This window comes from Paraburkholderia sp. D1E, assembly GCF_052682275.1.
Genome location: NZ_JBQYMB010000001.1, coordinates 3,155,449 through 3,171,945, shown reverse-complemented (window position 1 = coordinate 3,171,945; position 16,497 = coordinate 3,155,449). Strand labels below are relative to the sequence as shown.

Annotated in this window: 11 protein-coding genes; 5 read left to right on the top strand and 6 right to left on the bottom strand. The window is 62.4% G+C overall.

Annotated features, from left to right (window positions below; genetic code table 11):
• Positions 1-61 precede the first annotated feature (61 nt).
• The 3 genes from zapE to ACUN0E_RS14280 form a co-directional block, all read right to left on the bottom strand.
• Positions 62-1,171 carry a cell division protein ZapE gene (gene zapE / locus ACUN0E_RS14290; RefSeq protein ID WP_445567005.1) on the bottom strand — a complete coding sequence of 370 codons (1,110 nt, stop codon included), beginning with the start codon at positions 1,169-1,171 and terminating at the stop codon, positions 62-64.
• A gap of 91 nt (positions 1,172-1,262) precedes the next feature.
• The gene (locus ACUN0E_RS14285; protein WP_445567004.1) at positions 1,263-3,593 is read right to left on the bottom strand and encodes a PAS domain S-box protein; all 2,331 of its coding nucleotides are present in this window, start codon (positions 3,591-3,593) and stop codon (positions 1,263-1,265) included.
• A gap of 4 nt (positions 3,594-3,597) precedes the next feature.
• The gene (locus ACUN0E_RS14280; RefSeq protein WP_445567003.1) at positions 3,598-3,852 is read right to left on the bottom strand and encodes a hypothetical protein; all 255 of its coding nucleotides are present in this window, start codon (positions 3,850-3,852) and stop codon (positions 3,598-3,600) included.
• Positions 3,853-4,555: 703 nt separating this feature from the next.
• Between ACUN0E_RS14280 and ACUN0E_RS14275 the strand changes: the two genes are divergently transcribed.
• The 5 genes from ACUN0E_RS14275 to ACUN0E_RS14255 all read left to right on the top strand — a co-directional run bounded on the left by ACUN0E_RS14275 (position 4,556) and on the right by ACUN0E_RS14255 (position 14,485).
• Positions 4,556-4,996, top strand: a complete 441-nt coding sequence (locus ACUN0E_RS14275) for a response regulator (protein ID WP_445570440.1) — start codon at positions 4,556-4,558, stop codon at positions 4,994-4,996.
• A gap of 133 nt (positions 4,997-5,129) precedes the next feature.
• On the top strand, positions 5,130-7,346 hold the full coding sequence (glgX, locus tag ACUN0E_RS14270; protein WP_408392381.1) for a glycogen debranching protein GlgX: 2,217 nt from the start codon (positions 5,130-5,132) through the stop codon (positions 7,344-7,346).
• Positions 7,347-7,483: 137 nt separating this feature from the next.
• The gene (locus tag ACUN0E_RS14265) at positions 7,484-7,663 is read left to right on the top strand and encodes a DUF2934 domain-containing protein (RefSeq protein WP_445567002.1); all 180 of its coding nucleotides are present in this window, start codon (positions 7,484-7,486) and stop codon (positions 7,661-7,663) included.
• Between the two features lie 140 nt (positions 7,664-7,803).
• Complete coding sequence (locus tag ACUN0E_RS14260) at positions 7,804-9,957, top strand: ATP-binding protein (RefSeq protein ID WP_445570439.1); 2,154 nt, start codon at positions 7,804-7,806, stop codon at positions 9,955-9,957.
• A 316-nt stretch (positions 9,958-10,273) separates the two neighbouring features.
• Positions 10,274-14,485: a CheR family methyltransferase gene (locus ACUN0E_RS14255; RefSeq protein ID WP_445567001.1), complete on the top strand. Its 4,212-nt coding sequence runs from the start codon at positions 10,274-10,276 to the stop codon at positions 14,483-14,485.
• A gap of 106 nt (positions 14,486-14,591) precedes the next feature.
• Here ACUN0E_RS14255 and ACUN0E_RS14250 read toward each other — a convergent pair whose 3' ends face one another.
• From ACUN0E_RS14250 to ACUN0E_RS14240, 3 genes are all read right to left on the bottom strand, one after another.
• Entirely contained in the window at positions 14,592-15,611 is a 1,020-nt protein-coding gene (locus ACUN0E_RS14250; protein ID WP_445567000.1) for a class I fructose-bisphosphate aldolase, read from the bottom strand.
• Positions 15,612-15,675: 64 nt separating this feature from the next.
• On the bottom strand, positions 15,676-15,996 hold the full coding sequence (locus tag ACUN0E_RS14245) for a thioredoxin family protein (protein ID WP_408224746.1): 321 nt from the start codon (positions 15,994-15,996) through the stop codon (positions 15,676-15,678).
• Between the two features lie 198 nt (positions 15,997-16,194).
• Positions 16,195-16,482, bottom strand: a complete 288-nt coding sequence (locus ACUN0E_RS14240; protein WP_445566999.1) for a hypothetical protein — start codon at positions 16,480-16,482, stop codon at positions 16,195-16,197.
• Between the last annotated feature and the right edge of the window lie 15 nt (positions 16,483-16,497).

Here is a 16,497-nt window from a genome sequence, read left to right as displayed (position 1 = left end):
GCGTGAAGTTCGCCGGCTTTTTTGTTGGTCCTGGGTGTTCACCGTTCAGACATGCGCGCCGCTATGACGGCTGGGCGGCCGTCTGCGTTGCCGTATTATCAATTCTGTCTGCCGTGCCGTCGAGCGTGCTGCGATAGGCCCGTGATTGCATTTCGGCGAGCCTGCTGAGCGTTCTCGACAGATCGTGCGCGCCCTCTAGTCCGCTTAACGCCGCCTCGATCGGCTGATCGGACGCAATGAACAGTGCGCATTTTCGGTCGTAGAAAATATCGACGAGCCATATGAATCGCTGCAGCGTATGGGATTTCGCCAGCCACCCGGTGTGCACCTGATCGAGAATCAGACCATGCCATTGCTCGGCCAGGTCCAGATAATCAAGGTGCGAGCGGCTCGCCACGCACAGGCTTTCGAAGTCGGCCCATAGCAGTGCCGCCCCCGCGGCGCGCGCAGCGAGTGGCCGGCCTGCTGCGCTGACCGTGGCGGGCTCCAGCGTCTCGTCGCCCTCGTAGCGCACAAAAATTTGCAGGAGTGCGTCGCGCGTTGCCGCGTCAAGCGGCGCCAGAAAATGCGGGAGCGCCGCTTCTTCGCCGCCGAAGCGGTAATCGCGTGCGCCGTCGAAGTGAATCACGGTGAAGCAGCGTTTGATCTGTTCGATCGTCGGCAGGAAACGCTCGTGAAACTCCGGGTCGGACAGCAGGGTGTCCGGTGCATAGTTCGAGGTCAGCACGACGCGCGTGCCCTGGCTGATCGCAATGTCGAGAAAGCGGCCCATCAGGAACGCATCAGCGATATCGTGTACATGAAATTCGTCGAAGCACAGTAGTTCCACGCCGTCGAGCCACTGTCTCGAGACTGACCCAAGCCGATCGTCGCCCCGTGGCTCGCTCACCAGACGCCGGTTCATCTCGCGCAGAAATTCGTGAAAATGCAGGCGCCGCTTCCGGCAGCTCGCCAACTCGAACACCGTGTCGACCACCAGACTTTTGCCGCGGCCGGGTAGGCCGTGGCAATAGACGCCCTGATGCGCAGGCGTATCGCCGGACCTGGCGCGTCGCCCGCTAGCGGTAGAGCCCGTTAACGCCACGAGCGCCGCAATCGCGTCGCGCTGACTTGCATCGGGAACGATATCGCGCGCGGCGAGCGCACTGACTACCTGAGCTTCATCGAACATGGGATGAAGTCTCCGTCCGTGGCGAGAGGATTTCGTGCAGGACGGCGGCGAAGGCCAATGTAATATCGGTAAGCACGTTGGCCCTGAGTATTTAATCCCGTTGCCCGCTCAACACACGCTGCAATTCTCGCGGATCGACCGGCTTGGTGAAATGATGATCGAAGCCGGCCTCTTCAGCGGTTTGCTTGTCCTGCTGTTGGCCCCAGCCGGTGACGGCGATCAGCAGAATATGGGCGTCGTGATGATCCTGGCGAATGCGGCGCGCCACTTCGTAGCCGTTCAGGCGCGGCAAACCGATGTCGAGAATCACCACCTGCGGCGCGAATTCGTCGATCAGTTCCAGCCCGGCGATGCCGTCGCCCGCCGTGCGCACCTCGTGGCCTTCGAGTTCGAGCACCATGGCGAGGCTATCGGCTGCGTCCGCATTGTCGTCGACGATCACGACGCGCAAGCCCGCCGTGTGCAGTACCTCGGACGGTGCGCTATCCGACGGCACCGGGGGCGCCTTCGATAACGGCAGGCGGATCACGAATTCGCTGCCGCTGCCCGGACCGCTGCTGAACGCGGCGACCGTACCGCCATGAAGTTCGGCGAGGCCGCGCACCAGCGCGAGACCAATGCCGAGGCCGCCTTGCGAGCGCTCCAGTGCCGGCGCGAGTTGCGAGAACATTTCGAACACGCTGTCCAGATGCTCGCGCGGAATGCCGATGCCCGAATCGTGCACGACGATCACGGCTTCATCGCCTTCGCGCTCCGCCGCAAGCGAAATGCTGCCGCCGGGCGGCGTGTACTTGGCGGCGTTGTTCAGCAGGTTCAGGATCATCTGCGACAGGCGTGTGGGATCCGCGTCGAGGTAGAGCGGCTCGCGCGACAACGTCACGCTCAGATGATGCGCCGACGCCTGCACGGTGGGTTGCGCCGCCTCCATGGCGGACTGCATCGCGCGCGCGAGTTCGAGCCGCTGCTTGCGCAATTCGAGCTTGCCCTGCGTGATGCGCGAAACTTCCAGCAGGTCGTCGACCAGATGCGTCATGTGTTGCAACTGCCGGTCGAACACGTCGCGGGACCAGCTCAGTTGCGAGTCGGCGAATTCTTTCAGGCGCAGGATTTCGAGCACATTGCGCATTGGCGCGAGCGGATTGCGCAGCTCATGTGCGAGCGTGGCGAGAAATTCGTCCTTGCGGCGATCGGCCTTGGAGAGCTCCAGATTCAGACGCTGCAATTGCTGTTCGGCACGTCTGCGCCCGGTGATGTCGCGGCTCACGCAGACCGCGCCGTAGGTGTCTCCACGCGCGTTCGCCAACGGTTTGACGACCGTTTCACAGACCCCGCGTGTGCCGTCTCGCCGTACGAAAGTCAGTTCGCTGCGCCACGTACCCTCGGCGGCGAGGGCGGCAAGCACTTCGCGGCGCACGCGCAACGCGTCTTCCGGTGGATGGAACATCGCGATCGGCTTGCCGAGAATTTCGCGCATGCGATAACCCAGCATGCGCTCGCCACCGGCGTTGAAATCGGTGATGTTGCCCCTCAGGTCGGTGATGACGATGGCGTCGCTCAGGTGCTCGAAAATCGCCGCCTGGCGTAGCAGCACCGTTTGCGCGTCCTTGCGCTCGGTGATGTCGGTGCCGAGGCCATAGATCGTTAGCGGCTCGCCGTGGGGGTCATAGGTGGCACGGCCGCGGCCTTCCATCCAGCACCAGTCGCCGCTTGCATGCAGGAAGCGGAATTCGGCGACGTAGTCGTCGCTGCTTGCTACCGCTTGATCGACCGCCTCGTTGAGCGCAATCAGATCGCCGGGATGAATCAGTTCGAAAAAGCCACCGGGCATTTTTGCAAACCGTCCCTCCGCGTAGCCCGCGAGCGCTTCCAGTTCGCGGCTCCACCAGAATTTGCCTGACTTCGGCTCGTGCGACCACGCACCCATGCGCGCGCCGCGCATGGCGAGGCTCAGCACGTCGCGGCTTTCCCGCAATTCTCTCTGCGCGAGTTGATGCGCGGCGACCGATGCCTCCGCGTTGCGACGCGCAAGCAGCAACTCCTGCTCGTACTTATGACGATCTTCGACGATCAGCACCGCCACCTCGAGGTAGCTGCTTTCGCCGTGATGGCGGCGCACGGCATTGAGCAGCATCGGCACCATGCGACCGTCCCGATGCACCATGTTCAGTTTGATTTCGGCCACCGAATCCTGCATTTGCAGCAGTGGTACCCAGTGCGTGTCATAGAACACTTTGCCACCGGCGGTCAGCAGATCCTGAATGTGTCTGGCCTCGGCGAGCTCTGCCGCGCTATAGCCGAGCCAGCCGCAGAAGGTGGCGTTCACGCGCAGGATCCGGCCGTCGGGGGCGGTCACGAGCAGACCGCAGGCAGCATGCTCGAACAAGGCATCGGAGGACGGTAACGGACGGTGCGTGCTTTGCATCGCTTTATTGGCTCATCCGCTCGAGACAAGCGCACATGGCCGTGGCGTTCGCCCCGGGCGAGCCCGGATGCGGACAATGGCCGGCGTTCTCAATGAGATGTCGCGCGCCGGCGGGCAGCATCCGTTGCATGTATTCGTGCGCGAACTGCCGCGCGCGGCGGCGCCACATGCGCCGATCGCCGCCGAAGCCGTGCGCCAACGCTATGGGCGACTTGCCGCTACTGGGTATTCTTGCGTTGTTGCGCGTGCTCATGCTCATCGTCGAGTCCTCTGGCCTGCCGGGATAAGCGGTGATTACGCCAGGTCCGGCATCTTTGGAGAATGTTACCGCAGTCTCGCTGTCAGGCCTGGGCTGTGCGGTGTCACGGAGATGTCATTTGTAGCGTTCGCATACCTGTTTCGCATCGGCGGCCCTGGCCCCGCGGCGTTCCATCAGAGGGATGCAGCGGTCTCGTGCGTCCGGCGAATATGACCTGCGGGATAACCCGCAAGCAGCACTTTTCAACGTAATACCGCATTTTTTGACAAATCTCGCGTTTGCTTCCGATGCACGTTTGCGTGTTTTCCCCAACTCGCCGCGACTATATTCGTTCGTATGTAACGGGCTGATGATGTCGGGGGAGCACAAAGTTATGCGCAATGCACGCAGCAAGGGCGGTATGCACGGCGGAAGTGCGTTTCATCCATCCTTCAACGCAACATCCCGTTCTTGCGACTATCTATCGCGAAGCGTCAAGACGGCATAAATCAGGAAGCGGTAGTTCATCCGCTGAGCTATGGTGGTGAGGTAACGCGTGTGGGGCGGCGCATCGGGACGCAACGTAGCGAAAACCGGAGCGAACGCCTGGCGAGCGATGAACGCTCGCTGCACGATGGGAGCGAATCTTGCGCGTATGCTCCCGGGTGCCCAAAAACGGCGCCGGCAAGAAGCCAGGGAGAATAGGGTGACGTTCAACGACAGAATGGACGAGAACGATGACGTCGTAGTCTGGCGGGCTATCCGGTATGCGATGGTGTCGCACCGTCGCGTGCTCGTGGTCGACGACTATCTGGAAGCGGCCGAAGCCTTGCAGATGCTTCTGAACGCCGACGGCTTCGAGTGCCGCGCGCTGGAAGATCCATTCGCCGTTTGCGCCCTGGCCCGTGAGTGGCAGCCGTTCGCCGTTGTGCTCGACATCAAGATGCCCGGCCTGGATGGCCTTGAACTGGCTCGCCGCCTGCGGGCCGACCCGTTGACTTCAGACATGCTGCTGGTGGCCTGTACGGCTTTTGCTTCGCGTGAGGACCGTGCGCGCGCCAAGGCCGCTGGGTTCGACGCGCATTGTGCGAAACCCTTGACTCCGGAGCGCCTCTTGCGGGTGCTCGAGTCGGCCGCCGCGTTGCATGCCATCGGGCCGCCGTAAAAACGACGTAATGGGTGGTATGAGAGGTGCTTTGCGCCACGCGCGCAACACACGGGTCCAGAATTTGCTGAGCAGGCAAGCTTGACCATTTCAAACACGTGTGCCAATGCCCTCAGCTTCCACAGGAACTCCTATGTCATCCCAGGCCAGCTACTCGACGCGTATCGCGGAAGGCACGCCTTTCCCGCTAGGCGCGACGTGGAACGGAAGCGGCGTCAACTTCGCGCTGTTCTCAGCACACGCGACCAAGGTCGAACTCTGTCTGTTCGATGAAACCGGCGAGACGGAAATCGAACGCATCGAGCTGCCGGAGTACACCGACGAGGTCTGGCACGTGTTCGTGCCGAATCTCAAGCCGGGTGCGGTGTACGGCTTTCGGGTCCATGGTCCCTATGAACCGGAAAAAGGGCATCGTTTCAATCCGAACAAGCTCCTGCTCGATCCCTACGCCAAAGCCCATATCGGTGAGCTCAAATGGGCGCCGGAAATCTTCGGCTATACGCTCGATTCTGAAGAAGGTGACCTCTCATTCGATGAGCGCGACAGCGCGCCTTTCGTGCCGAAGTGCAAGGTAGTCGACGCGAACTTTTCGTGGAGTCATCCGGAACGCAATGCGCTGCCATGGGATCGCGTGATCTTCTACGAAACTCATGTGCGCGGTTTTACCAAACGTCATCCCGAAGTACCGGCGCATTTGCGTGGCACCTTCGCGGGGCTCGGCCAGCAGGTCGTGCTCGATTACATTAAGGGCCTCGGCGTCACGTCGGTTGAATTGATGCCGATTCAGACCTTCGTCAACGACAGCTATCTGCTCGACAACGGTCTCACCAACTACTGGGGCTACAACACGATCGGTTTTTTCGCGGCCGATCCGCGCTTCTTCGCGTCGTCGACTGACCCGGTCGGCGAATTCAAGGAAATGGTGGACCGTTTTCATAGTGCCAATCTCGAAGTCATTCTCGACGTGGTCTACAACCACACAGCCGAAGGCAACGAGCGTGGTCCGACGATTTCCTTCAAAGGCATCGACAACGCGTCCTATTACCGGCTGATGCCGGACGAGCCACGCTATTACATCAACGATACGGGCACAGGCAACACGCTTAATCTGTCTCATCCGCGCGTCCTGCAGATGGTCACCGACAGCCTGCGCTACTGGGTAACGGAGATGAAGGTCGACGGTTTCCGCTTCGATCTCGCCACGATTCTCGGCCGTGAAACACACGGGTTCGACGAAGGCGGCGGGTTTCTCGACAGCTGCCGGCAAGACCCGGTGCTCTCGAGCGTGCGGCTGGTTGCCGAGCCTTGGGACTGCGGCCCCGGCGGCTATCAGGTGGGCGGCTTTCCGCCCGGCTGGGCGGAGTGGAATGACCGCTTCCGCGATACCGTGCGCGAATACTGGAAGGGCGACGAAGGCAAGGTGGCCGATCTCGGGACCCGTATCACCGGTTCGGGCGACAAGTTCAATCATCGCGGGCGGCGTCCATGGGCGAGCGTCAACTTCATCGCGGCGCACGACGGCTTCACGCTCAACGATCTGGTCTCGTACAACGAGAAGCACAACGAGGCCAACGGCGAAGACAACAACGACGGTCATTCGGACAACAAATCATGGAACATGGGCGTCGAAGGCCCCACTGACGATCCGGACATCCGTCAGCAACGCGAACGCCAGAAACGCAATCTGCTGGCTACCTTGCTGCTCTCGCAAGGCACGCCGATGATTCTCGCGGGCGACGAATTCGGCCGTACACAGAAGGGGAATAACAATGCGTATTGCCAGGACAACGAGATCAGCTGGGTCGATTGGGAGCGCATCGACGACGACGGGCGCGCGCTGATCGAATTCGTCAAGAATCTGACCACGCTGCGCCATCGTCTGCCGGTACTGCGTCGCGGACGTTTTCTCACGGGCGAATACAACGAGGCGCTCGACGTAACCGACGCGCGCTGGCTTTCGCCCGACGGTACCGATCTTTCGCAGGAACAGTGGGACGATCCGTCGATGCGCTGCTTCGGGCTCGTGATCGACGGACGCGCTCAGGCGAGCGGCATTCGACGCCCCGCGTCCGATGCGACTTTGCTGCTGGTGCTGAATGCACATCACGACGTGGTCAACTTCACGCTCCCGGACATTCCCGAGGGCGATCAGTGGACTTGTCTGCTGGATACGAACATGCCGGTGCGTGCCGAATTGCCTCAATTCAGCGCCGGCGACGCGTATCAGGTAACCGGCCGTTCATTGCTGCTCTTCGCACTTGACGCGCCGAGCCGCGCGACACAACGCGTGTTCGATCGGCTGGAAGAACAACTTACCACGGACGAAAGCGAGCGCCCTGCGGGAACGTGACGAGCTTAGGGGGCCGGCGCGAGCGCTAGCTGCCAGGTATAGCGCTTGCTCGATTCCGGATAGCTGCGCCCCCGTCCTCGACGGGTCCGCAGCACGGCCGGCATCGGTCTTCGTCAGATCCAACCGAGGGTAAACAAATGGAACAGGAATACATGTCTCGAGAAGAACAGATTCGCACGCGCGCCTATTACCTGTGGGAGCAGGCGACCGATCCAAAGGGCACGCCTGACGAGTACTGGGAGCAGGCCCGCGACGAGATCGAGAAGGAAGCGCCGCCAGTTGAAAGCGGCCCGGTGGCTGCATCGCCGAAGAAGTGAAAATGTTTTCACCGCTCGCCGCCCTATGGAGAACGGCGGAAGTGCGGTAAATTCCGGGAAAGGAAATAGCGCTCGAACAACGCGGGCACATTGTGCACCGCCACACCGAACCGTATTTATCTTTCATGGAGATCGTGACAGTGCAACGTGCGGAGCGTGCCGTAGTCGATTTCCCCATGCCGTCGCGTAATTTCGCGGCAACGCGGCGGGTGCTTCTGATCGTGCTCGCTGTCTCGATTGTGTTTCCCCTGGCCTGCCTCACGGGTTATGGCTATTTCGATTACCAGCGCCGGATTGCCGATTCGAACGACATGATCGACCGGCTCGCGCGCGTGATCGAGGAACAAGCCGTCAAGGTACAGGACCTCAATCAGCAGGTGGCCTCGCGCATCGTCGATCTGCTCGGCAACGACGACGACGCACAGATTCGTGCGCAGGAAAGCGGATTGCACGACCGTTTGCGGCAAATCGGCGGCGACTTCCCGCAAGTCGCGTCGATTTACGTGCTTGGCGTGAACGGCGATTTGCTGGTGTCGAGCCGCGCTTATCCGGCGCCGCCCATGTCGACCGGTCAACGTGAAGACTTCACCGCGGCCAAAGCGATGCGGCCGCAGCCGTATTTTTCTTTGCCCATGTTCGGGCCGCTGTCGCAGACCAATGTGTTCAACACCGCAACCGGCCGCTCAGGCGAAAACGGACAATTTCTCGGTGTGGTGTCCGTGGCGCTGCGCACCGAGTACTTTTCGCGCTTCTATCGTGAGCTGACGAATGGCAATACGTCGGTGTCGTTGGGGCTCTACCGCCAGGATGGCAGTCTGCTGGTGCGTTATCCGGCGTGGCCCGCGGGCGCCAAACCCACCCAGGAGAGCGCGTTCACCGCGGCGTTGCGCGACAAACAGCTATTTGGTCACATCCGTCTGATTTCCACGGTCGACGGCGTCGAACGGTTGCTGGCGTTTCGCCGCGTCGGCGACTATCCGCTCTATGTGATGAGCGCGTACGAGACCGCCGCGATCGGCGCGGCCTGGCGTCAGCACTTCATGATGATCGTGGCGATCACCGCCGTGCCCTGCGTGGCGATCTGGCTGCTGGTGTTCTTCTCATTGCGCCAGCTCGCCGGCGAACGCCGCGCGTGGGAACGCTGGCAGGGCGAAGTGGCCATGCGTCTTTCCGCGGAGGCGTCGAGCCGGCAATTACAGCGCATGGGCGCGCTCGGCAATCTCGTCGCCAACGTCGCACACGACTTCAACAATCTGCTGATGGTGGTGTCGGCCAACACCGAACTCGCACGTTTGAAGCGCTATAACAACCTTGAAAAGGAAGTGCAGGCCGTCGAGCGTGCCACCGCCACGGCGGAATCGCTGACGCGTCAGCTTCTGAGCGTGGCGAAAAAGCAGCCGCTCAAGCAGGAACCGGTCAACCTGGCTAGCTGGTTGCCGAGCTCCGCACCGCTGATCGATGCGGCGCTCGGCGACAACGTCGAAATGGCCTTGAACATGGTGGACAACGTCTGGCAGGTGCTGGCCGATCCAATCGACCTTGAATTCGCGATCATGAATCTGGCGGTCAACGCGCGTGACGCGATGCCGCGCGGCGGCCGCTTCGTGATCCGTTGCCAGAACAACCGTCTGGTGGGCAGCGACACCTTGCTGCCCGACGGCGAATACGTGCTGATCGCCTGCTCCGACGACGGCGAAGGCATGCCCGAAACGGTCGCCCGTCGCGCGTTCGAGCCGCTGTTCACCACCAAGCTGCGCGGCTCGGGCACCGGCCTCGGTCTCGCCCAGGTCCTCGCCATGTGCGAACAGGCGGGCGGCACGGCCAGAATCGACAGCGTGCCGGGCAGCGGCACGACGGTCAGACTTTATTTGCCGCGCTATCGCGAGCGGCAGCGGGCGTCGGTGCCCGAGGTGGAAACGACGCACCAACCGGCACCGGCAGCAAAGGGCGTTGTGCTTCTGGTGGAAGACAACGAAGACGTGGCGGCAGGCGTAACCGCCGTGCTGGAAACCTTTGGCTGCGAAGTCCGGCACGAACCCACCGCCGATCAGGCGCTCGACGTGCTGGCCGGCGGCGCGAAGTTCGAACTCGTGCTGTCCGACATCCAGATGCCGGGCAGGCTCAACGGCATCGACCTCGCGGAGAAGGTGCGCAGCGCCTGGCCTGGGCAGAAGATCGTGCTGATGACCGGCTACGCCGACGAACTCGAACGGGCGCGCCGGCTCGGCGTAGCCATACTCGCCAAACCCTTCAATATCGACGAGTTGCACGCACTGGTGGTTTGCGAACCGTAAGGTTCGCGCTGTCCGGCGCGTTCGGCTGCGTTGGAAGCGTTTCAGGCCTCGCGGCACATCCCTTGCTGAAAGCCTGATAAGGCGTGTATTGGGCCGATGGTTCCCGCGGTTCCAGTGAAGCAGCGACGGATGCCCGGAACGGTCCGATCCCCCAGACCTTTTTTGCGCCCGGATCACGCGGTCAAAGTCGCGCGCTTAAAGGCATGCCGACCTTTGCAATGCGGCGCAACACACGCGACAATGCGAGCGGAATCAGCAGGGGCCCATCGCCGTAAAAGGATGAGGCGGCCCAGGACGCAGCGCACAAGGAATGAGTATGGCGGGCAGTGAAGCAGGGGCGTCTCCGACGAAAACGCAGTCGACTGCGCAAGCGGGCAGCCCAACGGACGCACAACCGGGCACCGATAGCGCGAACGCCAACGCGGCGGCCACGCGCGCGCCTGGTATCAGTTCGCTGGACTTCCCGGTGGTCGGCATCGGTGCCTCCGCGGGCGGCGTGCAGGCACTGCTGCGCTTCTTCGAGAACACACCGTCCGATATAGGCATGGCCTTCGTCGTCGTGCTGCATCTCTCTCCCGACCATGTCAGCAGCGCCGACCAGGTGCTGCAGCACGCCACTGGCATGCCGGTGCGCCAGGTGCAGCATGCCACGCAGGTCGAAAAAAACCATGTCTACGTGATTTCGCCGTCGAGCGATCTGTCACTCGAGGACGGCCATCTGACGTCCGTCGAAACCGACCGGCCGCGCGGCCGCCCGATCGCCATCGACCTGTTTTTTCGTAGCCTCGCCGACGCGCACCGCGAACGGGCTATTGCGATCGTGCTCTCGGGCACGGGGGCGGACGGCGCGACCGGCATTGGCCGCATCAAGGAGCAGGGCGGCGTGACGATCGCGCAGGACCCGGCGGATGCCGAATACCCGGAAATGCCGCAGAACGCGATGGCGACGGGCATGATCGACCTCACGCTGTCGGTTGCGGAGATGCCGCGCAAACTTCGCGAGCTCGCTGACAACGCTCGCGCGATCCGTTTGCCGTCCGCTGACGACGAACCCGAAACGCTCACTGCCGCGCAAGCCAATCCGGCCTCGGCCGCCGAACGGGCTTTGCTCGGCGTACTCGCCACCTTGCGCGCGCGCACCGGCCACGATTTCCGTCACTACAAGCGCGCCACGATCCTGCGGCGGATCGAACGCCGTCTGCAGGTCAACGGCATTCCCGATCTGCAGGCGTACCAGGACTATGTTCTCACGCATCCAGACGAAACACCGGCGCTCCTCAAGGACATGCTGATCGGCGTGACCAACTTCTTCCGCGACAGCGAAACGTTCGAGGTGGTCGCGCGCGAGATCGTGCCGAAGCTGTTCCAGAAGAAATCCGCGGACGACCCGGTGCGCGCCTGGGTTGCCGGTTGCGCGACCGGGGAAGAAGCCTACTCGCTGGCCATGTTGCTTGCCGATCATCCGGAGCGGCACGAAGGGATACCGGTCCAGTTGTTCGCGACCGATATCGACGAGCGCGCGATTGCTTTCGCCCGTGCGGGCCTCTATCCCGAGTCGATCACCGCGGATGTCCCCACACAGCGCCTGCGCCAGTTCTTCACGCCGGAGCGCGCGCACTTTCGCGTCTCCAAAGTCATCCGCGAAAAGGTATTGTTCGCGGTGCACAACGTGCTGCGCGATCCACCGTTTTCGCGTGTCGACCTGGTATCGTGCCGCAATCTGCTGATCTATCTCGATCGCAGCGTGCAGAGCCAGGTACTGCAAATGTTTCACTTTGCGTTGCAGCCCGGCGGCTATCTGCTGCTCGGCAGTTCGGAATCCGCGGAGGCTGCGGGAGAACTGTTTACGCCGGTCGATAAAAAGAATCGCATTTACCGCGCGAACGTGGTTACCAGCGCCGTGCGGCCGCCGATCAGCATGCCGGTCGTCCAGCACGGCGGGGTGAGCGCCACCACCAGCGCCGAACCCGCGCCGCCGCTGCCGCAGATCCTGCCTTTCGCGGCCTTGCATCAACGGATTCTCGAGCTGTACGCGCCGCCGAGCGTCGTAGTCGATACGGATGCGAACATCCTGCATATGTCCGAGCACGCCGGCCGCTTCCTGCGTTTCGCGCGCGGTGAGCCGTCGTACAACCTGATCATGCTGGTAAATCCGGCATTGCGCCTGCAACTGCGCGGCGCACTGTTCCAGGCCATGCGCAGCAATAGCGAAGTCGCGACCGCGCCGATCGAGTTCACGTCCGAAGCGCACGTGCGGATCATCGTACGCCCGTACCGGCGCACCGAGGATTCACCGGAATTCGCGCTGGTGCTGTTCGACGAAAGCGCGGCCGGTGTGCCTGTCGCAACCGTTCAGGCGGCCAGTCCGGCTGCACAGGATTCGCTGCTGGGGCACCTCGAGGACGAACTGCATCGCACGAAGCAGGAGTTACGCTCGACGGTCGAACAGTCGGAGGCTTCGACTGAGGAGCTCAAAGCATCGAACGAAGAGTTGCAGGCGATTAACGAGGAACTGCGCGCGGCCACCGAAGAACTGGAGACCAGTAAGGAAGAACTGCAATCGTTGAACGAGGAATTGTTTACCGTCAACGCCGAGTTGCAGGCCAAGATCGAGGAAACCAGCAAGGCCAAAGACGATTTGCAGAACGTGATCGCCTCGACAGGGATCGCGACGGTGTTCGTCGATCCTGCGATGCACATCAAGCGCTATACGCCGGCTGCGACCGATCTGTTCAACGTGATTCCCTCCGACGTGGGCCGCCCGCTGCACGACATCACGCACCGGCTCGATTACCCGCAGTTGGCCGAGGACACAACCACCGTCTTCGAATCGCTGCAACTGATCGAACGTGAGGTTCGCGGCGTTGACGGCCGCTATTTTCTGACGCGCCTCTCGCCGTACCGCACGACGGACGATCATATCGAAGGCGCGGTGCTGACCATCGTCGATATCACGGCATTGCGGCGTGCCGAGCAGTTGGTGCGCATGGGTGAAGAGCGTTTGCGTCTCGCCGCGCAGAGCACCAACGACTTCGCGATCATCGTGCAGGATATGGACGGCCGCGTGGTGACGTGGAACAAGGGGGCGGAGCGGATCTTCGGCTACAGCGAGAGCGAGATGACAGGGCAGTTGCTCGACCACCTCTATCTACCGGAAGAGCGCGAGGCCAACGAACCATCGGTAGAACGTCAGCGCGCGCTGAACGACGGCCGCGTCGAAGACGAGCGCTGGTACATCCGCAAAGGCGGCGCGCGGCTTTATTGCAGCGGCGTGATCACACCGGTGTCGTCGGAAACGTTCAGTGGTTTCGCCAAGATCGTGCGCGATCTGACACAGCGCAAAGGCACCGAGGCACTCGAACAGCGCAAGATTTCTCTTGAGCGCTCGGTGCGCCAGAAGGTGGAGGCGGCTAGCCGTTTGAAGGACGAATTCCTCGCGGTGCTGTCGCATGAACTGAAGAACCCGCTGAACCTGATTCACGTGAAAGCGGACATGCTGGACCGCGCGCCATCCACGCAAGGTCTTCCGGTGGTGCGCGATGCAGCCGACGCAATTCGCCGTTCGGTGGTCAGTCTCGCCAAGATCATCGACGATCTGCTCGATCTGTCGCGCGTGCGCACCGGCAAACTGGCGCTGGAGCGCTCGCGCGTGGACATCGCGGCGATCACGGCGCTGGTGGGCAGCGCGATCGAGGCGGATGCGCTGGCGCATCAAGTGAGCGTGACCTTGCACGGCGTGGCCGAGCCGTTCTTTATCGACGCCGATGCCGTGCGCTTCGAGCAGATTCTGTGGAACCTCGTTAGCAACGCGGTGAAGTTCACGCCGCAGGGCGGGCGGGTGAGCCTGACGCTCTCGCGTGAAGACAGCTATGCCTGTGTCGAGGTGCAGGATACGGGGCGCGGCATCGAGCCCGGTTTTCTGCCGAACGTGTTCGACATGTTCAGTCAGGCCGAGGGGGCGCATCGGCGCCGTAGCGGCGGGCTGGGTATCGGGCTCGCGCTCGTCAAACAGCTCGCCGAAATGCATGGCGGCCATGTGAAGGCGGAATCCGCGGGCGTCGGGAAGGGCGCGCGTTTTCGCGTCTGGCTGCCGGCCGACAGCACGGTGACGCAGCACGAAATCCACGACACGCCAGGCGACGCCGACTTGCTCAAAGGCATGAGGATTTTGCTGATAGACGACGCGGTCGAAAGTTTGCAGGCGTTCCAGAGCCTGCTCGAACTCGAAGGCGCACAAGTGTGGCCCCAGACCAATGGCGCCGACGCGCTTGCTATCGCAGCTCATCAACCGTTCGATCTGATCCTGTCGGATATCGGCATGCCGGGCATGGACGGCTACGAACTGATCGCGGCGCTGCGCAAGCTGCCGGCTACCGCTTCCGTGCCTGCGCTCGCGCTGACGGGCTTCGGCCGGCCTCAGGATGCAACGCGTGCAATCCGCGCCGGCTACGACGGTCACATCGGCAAGCCGGTTTCGCTGCAGGCGCTACTCGACAAGATTGCACGCGCAACCCCCAGGAATCGTTGAGTTGCGAGTGATCTTCCCTCGCGACGACTTCGGTTGAAGCCTGTTCGACAGGGATCGCGCTTATCAAAAAGCGCCGGCATACGCGGACCGCTCGCCGTCGTGGAGGCTAGCCTTTTTCCTGCGCTGCGTCGTACTTGCCGAGTGCCGCCGCGCTGTTCAGACGGGCACGTTTGAGCAGCGCATCCTGTGCGCCTTTCACATTGCTCGCCTGCCCCTTCCATGCTTGTAGCGGCGGTTCCTGCAACGCGCGGCCATACGAGAAGCTCAGATTCCACGGCAGCGGCCCAAGGCGATTCATGGCATCGAGATTGGCCGTTGCCTCTTCCGGCGTTTGCCCGCCGGACAGGAACACGATCCCCGGCACCGCCGACGGCACCGTGCGTTTGAGCACCCGCACGGTGTGCGCCGCGATGTCCGAAGTAGACGACTGCTGCGCATGTTCAGCGCCCGCCAGCACCATGCTGGGCTTCAGCAGAATATGTTCGAGCACCACGCGATGCCGCTGCAGCGCGCTAAACACTTCGTGCAACACGGCCTCGGTCACTTCGGCGCAGCGTCCGATGGTGTGATCGCCGTCCATCAGCACCTCCGGCTCGACGATCGGCACAATGCCCGCTTCCTGCGAGATCGCCGCATAGCGCGCCAGCGAGTCGGCATTCGCTTCGATGGCGAGGCGGCTCGGCAAGCTCGCCGTGATGTTGTAGACCGCGCGCCATTTGGCGAAGCGCGCGCCTTGCCGCTTGTAGTCGGCGAAACGCCTGGCGAGGCCGTCGAGACCTTCGGTGATTTCGTCTCCCGGGGCGAGCGCAAGCGGAATCTTGCCGAGGTCCACCTTGATGCCGGGCACAACGCCGTTTCTGGCGGCAAGTTGCGGAAAAGGCGTACCGTCGTCCGCTTTCTGCCCAAGTGTTTCTTCGTAAAGGATCACCCCGCTCACGAATTCGCCAAGACCCGGCGTGGTAAGCAGCAGGTTGCGATAGGCGCGGCGGTTTTCCTCGCTGGATTCGAGACCGATCGTCTTGAAGCGTTTGGCGATGGTCGGGCCGCTTTCGTCGGCGGCGAGAAGACCTTTGCCGGGTTGGACCATCGCATTGACGGTGGCTTGCAGCTCGCTACGGGTGTCCATGAGGTGTGCTCCCTTTAATCCGGTTTGCGGATGAAGTCTTGCAGGTGTTTGCGCGCCGCGCCGGTCAGAGCGAAGCGAAAGCCTCAACGATGTCCGCGGCGTTGGCTGGGCGTACGATGCGGGCGACTTCGGCGCCATCGCGCATGAAGATCAGAGTGGGCCAGAGTTTGACCTTGAAGGAGCGGCCAAGCGGACGGCCTGGGCCGTCTTCGATTTTCAGATGCCTGATGCCGGCATGAGGTTCGAAGGCTTTGGCAATCGACGCTTGCGCCCCCTGGCAGTAGCCGCACCAGTCCGTGCCGAATTCTATGACCATGGCGCCCGGCAGGGCGTCGATCTCGGCTCGGGAAGGGGCGTGGGAGGAATAGGGTTTTGGGGTTGCCATGGGTGCTCCGGTGCTTTTACCTACGCAGACAGCGGTTTCCTGTTGCGCAGGGCTCTGCTGCGTGTGGATTTAGCAAAAGAGTATCAGCTATGGCCGGGATCGTCAGTGACGGGGGCAGGGGTGCTTTCCCGTGCCGTGCGCGGGCTTGCATCGATCCATGGGCCCCACCGTCCGCGTCCGAAGCGCAACGCAGGCCAGTCATCGTGTGCACTGCTCAGCCGCAAGCGCTAAAACACCCTGCTCAGCTGGGTTCTGGAAAAAATCTTCGACACTCACGTGCTGCTCATCCGCCAGGGCTTGCAGGCAGCGCTCGTTATTGCTGCGCACGGCAGCCGGCGCGCAAGCAATCGCGATGCCCAGCAAGATACAAAGCGACAACCCGATCGCGGCGCCGAAAATCCGGTTTGCCGAGATCCGCGTGCCGCCTGAAAAACTTCCCATGCCGTTGCGGGTTGTCGCGTTACGCTGACTCGCCAGATGGTCCATTCGATACTCTCCCTA

What these genes read in the sequence shown, in the direction of transcription:
- glgX (WP_408392381.1), top strand. Translation starts at nt 5,130, where the DNA reads ATGTCATCCCAGGCCAGCTACTCGACGCGTATCGCGGAAGGCACGCCT.
- ACUN0E_RS14240 (WP_445566999.1), bottom strand. Translation starts at nt 16,482, where the DNA reads ATGGACCATCTGGCGAGTCAGCGTAACGCGACAACCCGCAACGGCATG.
- zapE (WP_445567005.1), bottom strand. Translation starts at nt 1,171, where the DNA reads ATGTTCGATGAAGCTCAGGTAGTCAGTGCGCTCGCCGCGCGCGATATC.
- ACUN0E_RS14275 (WP_445570440.1), top strand. Translation starts at nt 4,556, where the DNA reads ATGGACGAGAACGATGACGTCGTAGTCTGGCGGGCTATCCGGTATGCG.
- ACUN0E_RS14245 (WP_408224746.1), bottom strand. Translation starts at nt 15,996, where the DNA reads ATGGCAACCCCAAAACCCTATTCCTCCCACGCCCCTTCCCGAGCCGAG.
- ACUN0E_RS14255 (WP_445567001.1), top strand. Translation starts at nt 10,274, where the DNA reads ATGGCGGGCAGTGAAGCAGGGGCGTCTCCGACGAAAACGCAGTCGACT.
- ACUN0E_RS14250 (WP_445567000.1), bottom strand. Translation starts at nt 15,611, where the DNA reads ATGGACACCCGTAGCGAGCTGCAAGCCACCGTCAATGCGATGGTCCAA.
- ACUN0E_RS14280 (WP_445567003.1), bottom strand. Translation starts at nt 3,852, where the DNA reads ATGAGCATGAGCACGCGCAACAACGCAAGAATACCCAGTAGCGGCAAG.
- ACUN0E_RS14265 (WP_445567002.1), top strand. Translation starts at nt 7,484, where the DNA reads ATGGAACAGGAATACATGTCTCGAGAAGAACAGATTCGCACGCGCGCC.
- ACUN0E_RS14285 (WP_445567004.1), bottom strand. Translation starts at nt 3,593, where the DNA reads ATGCAAAGCACGCACCGTCCGTTACCGTCCTCCGATGCCTTGTTCGAG.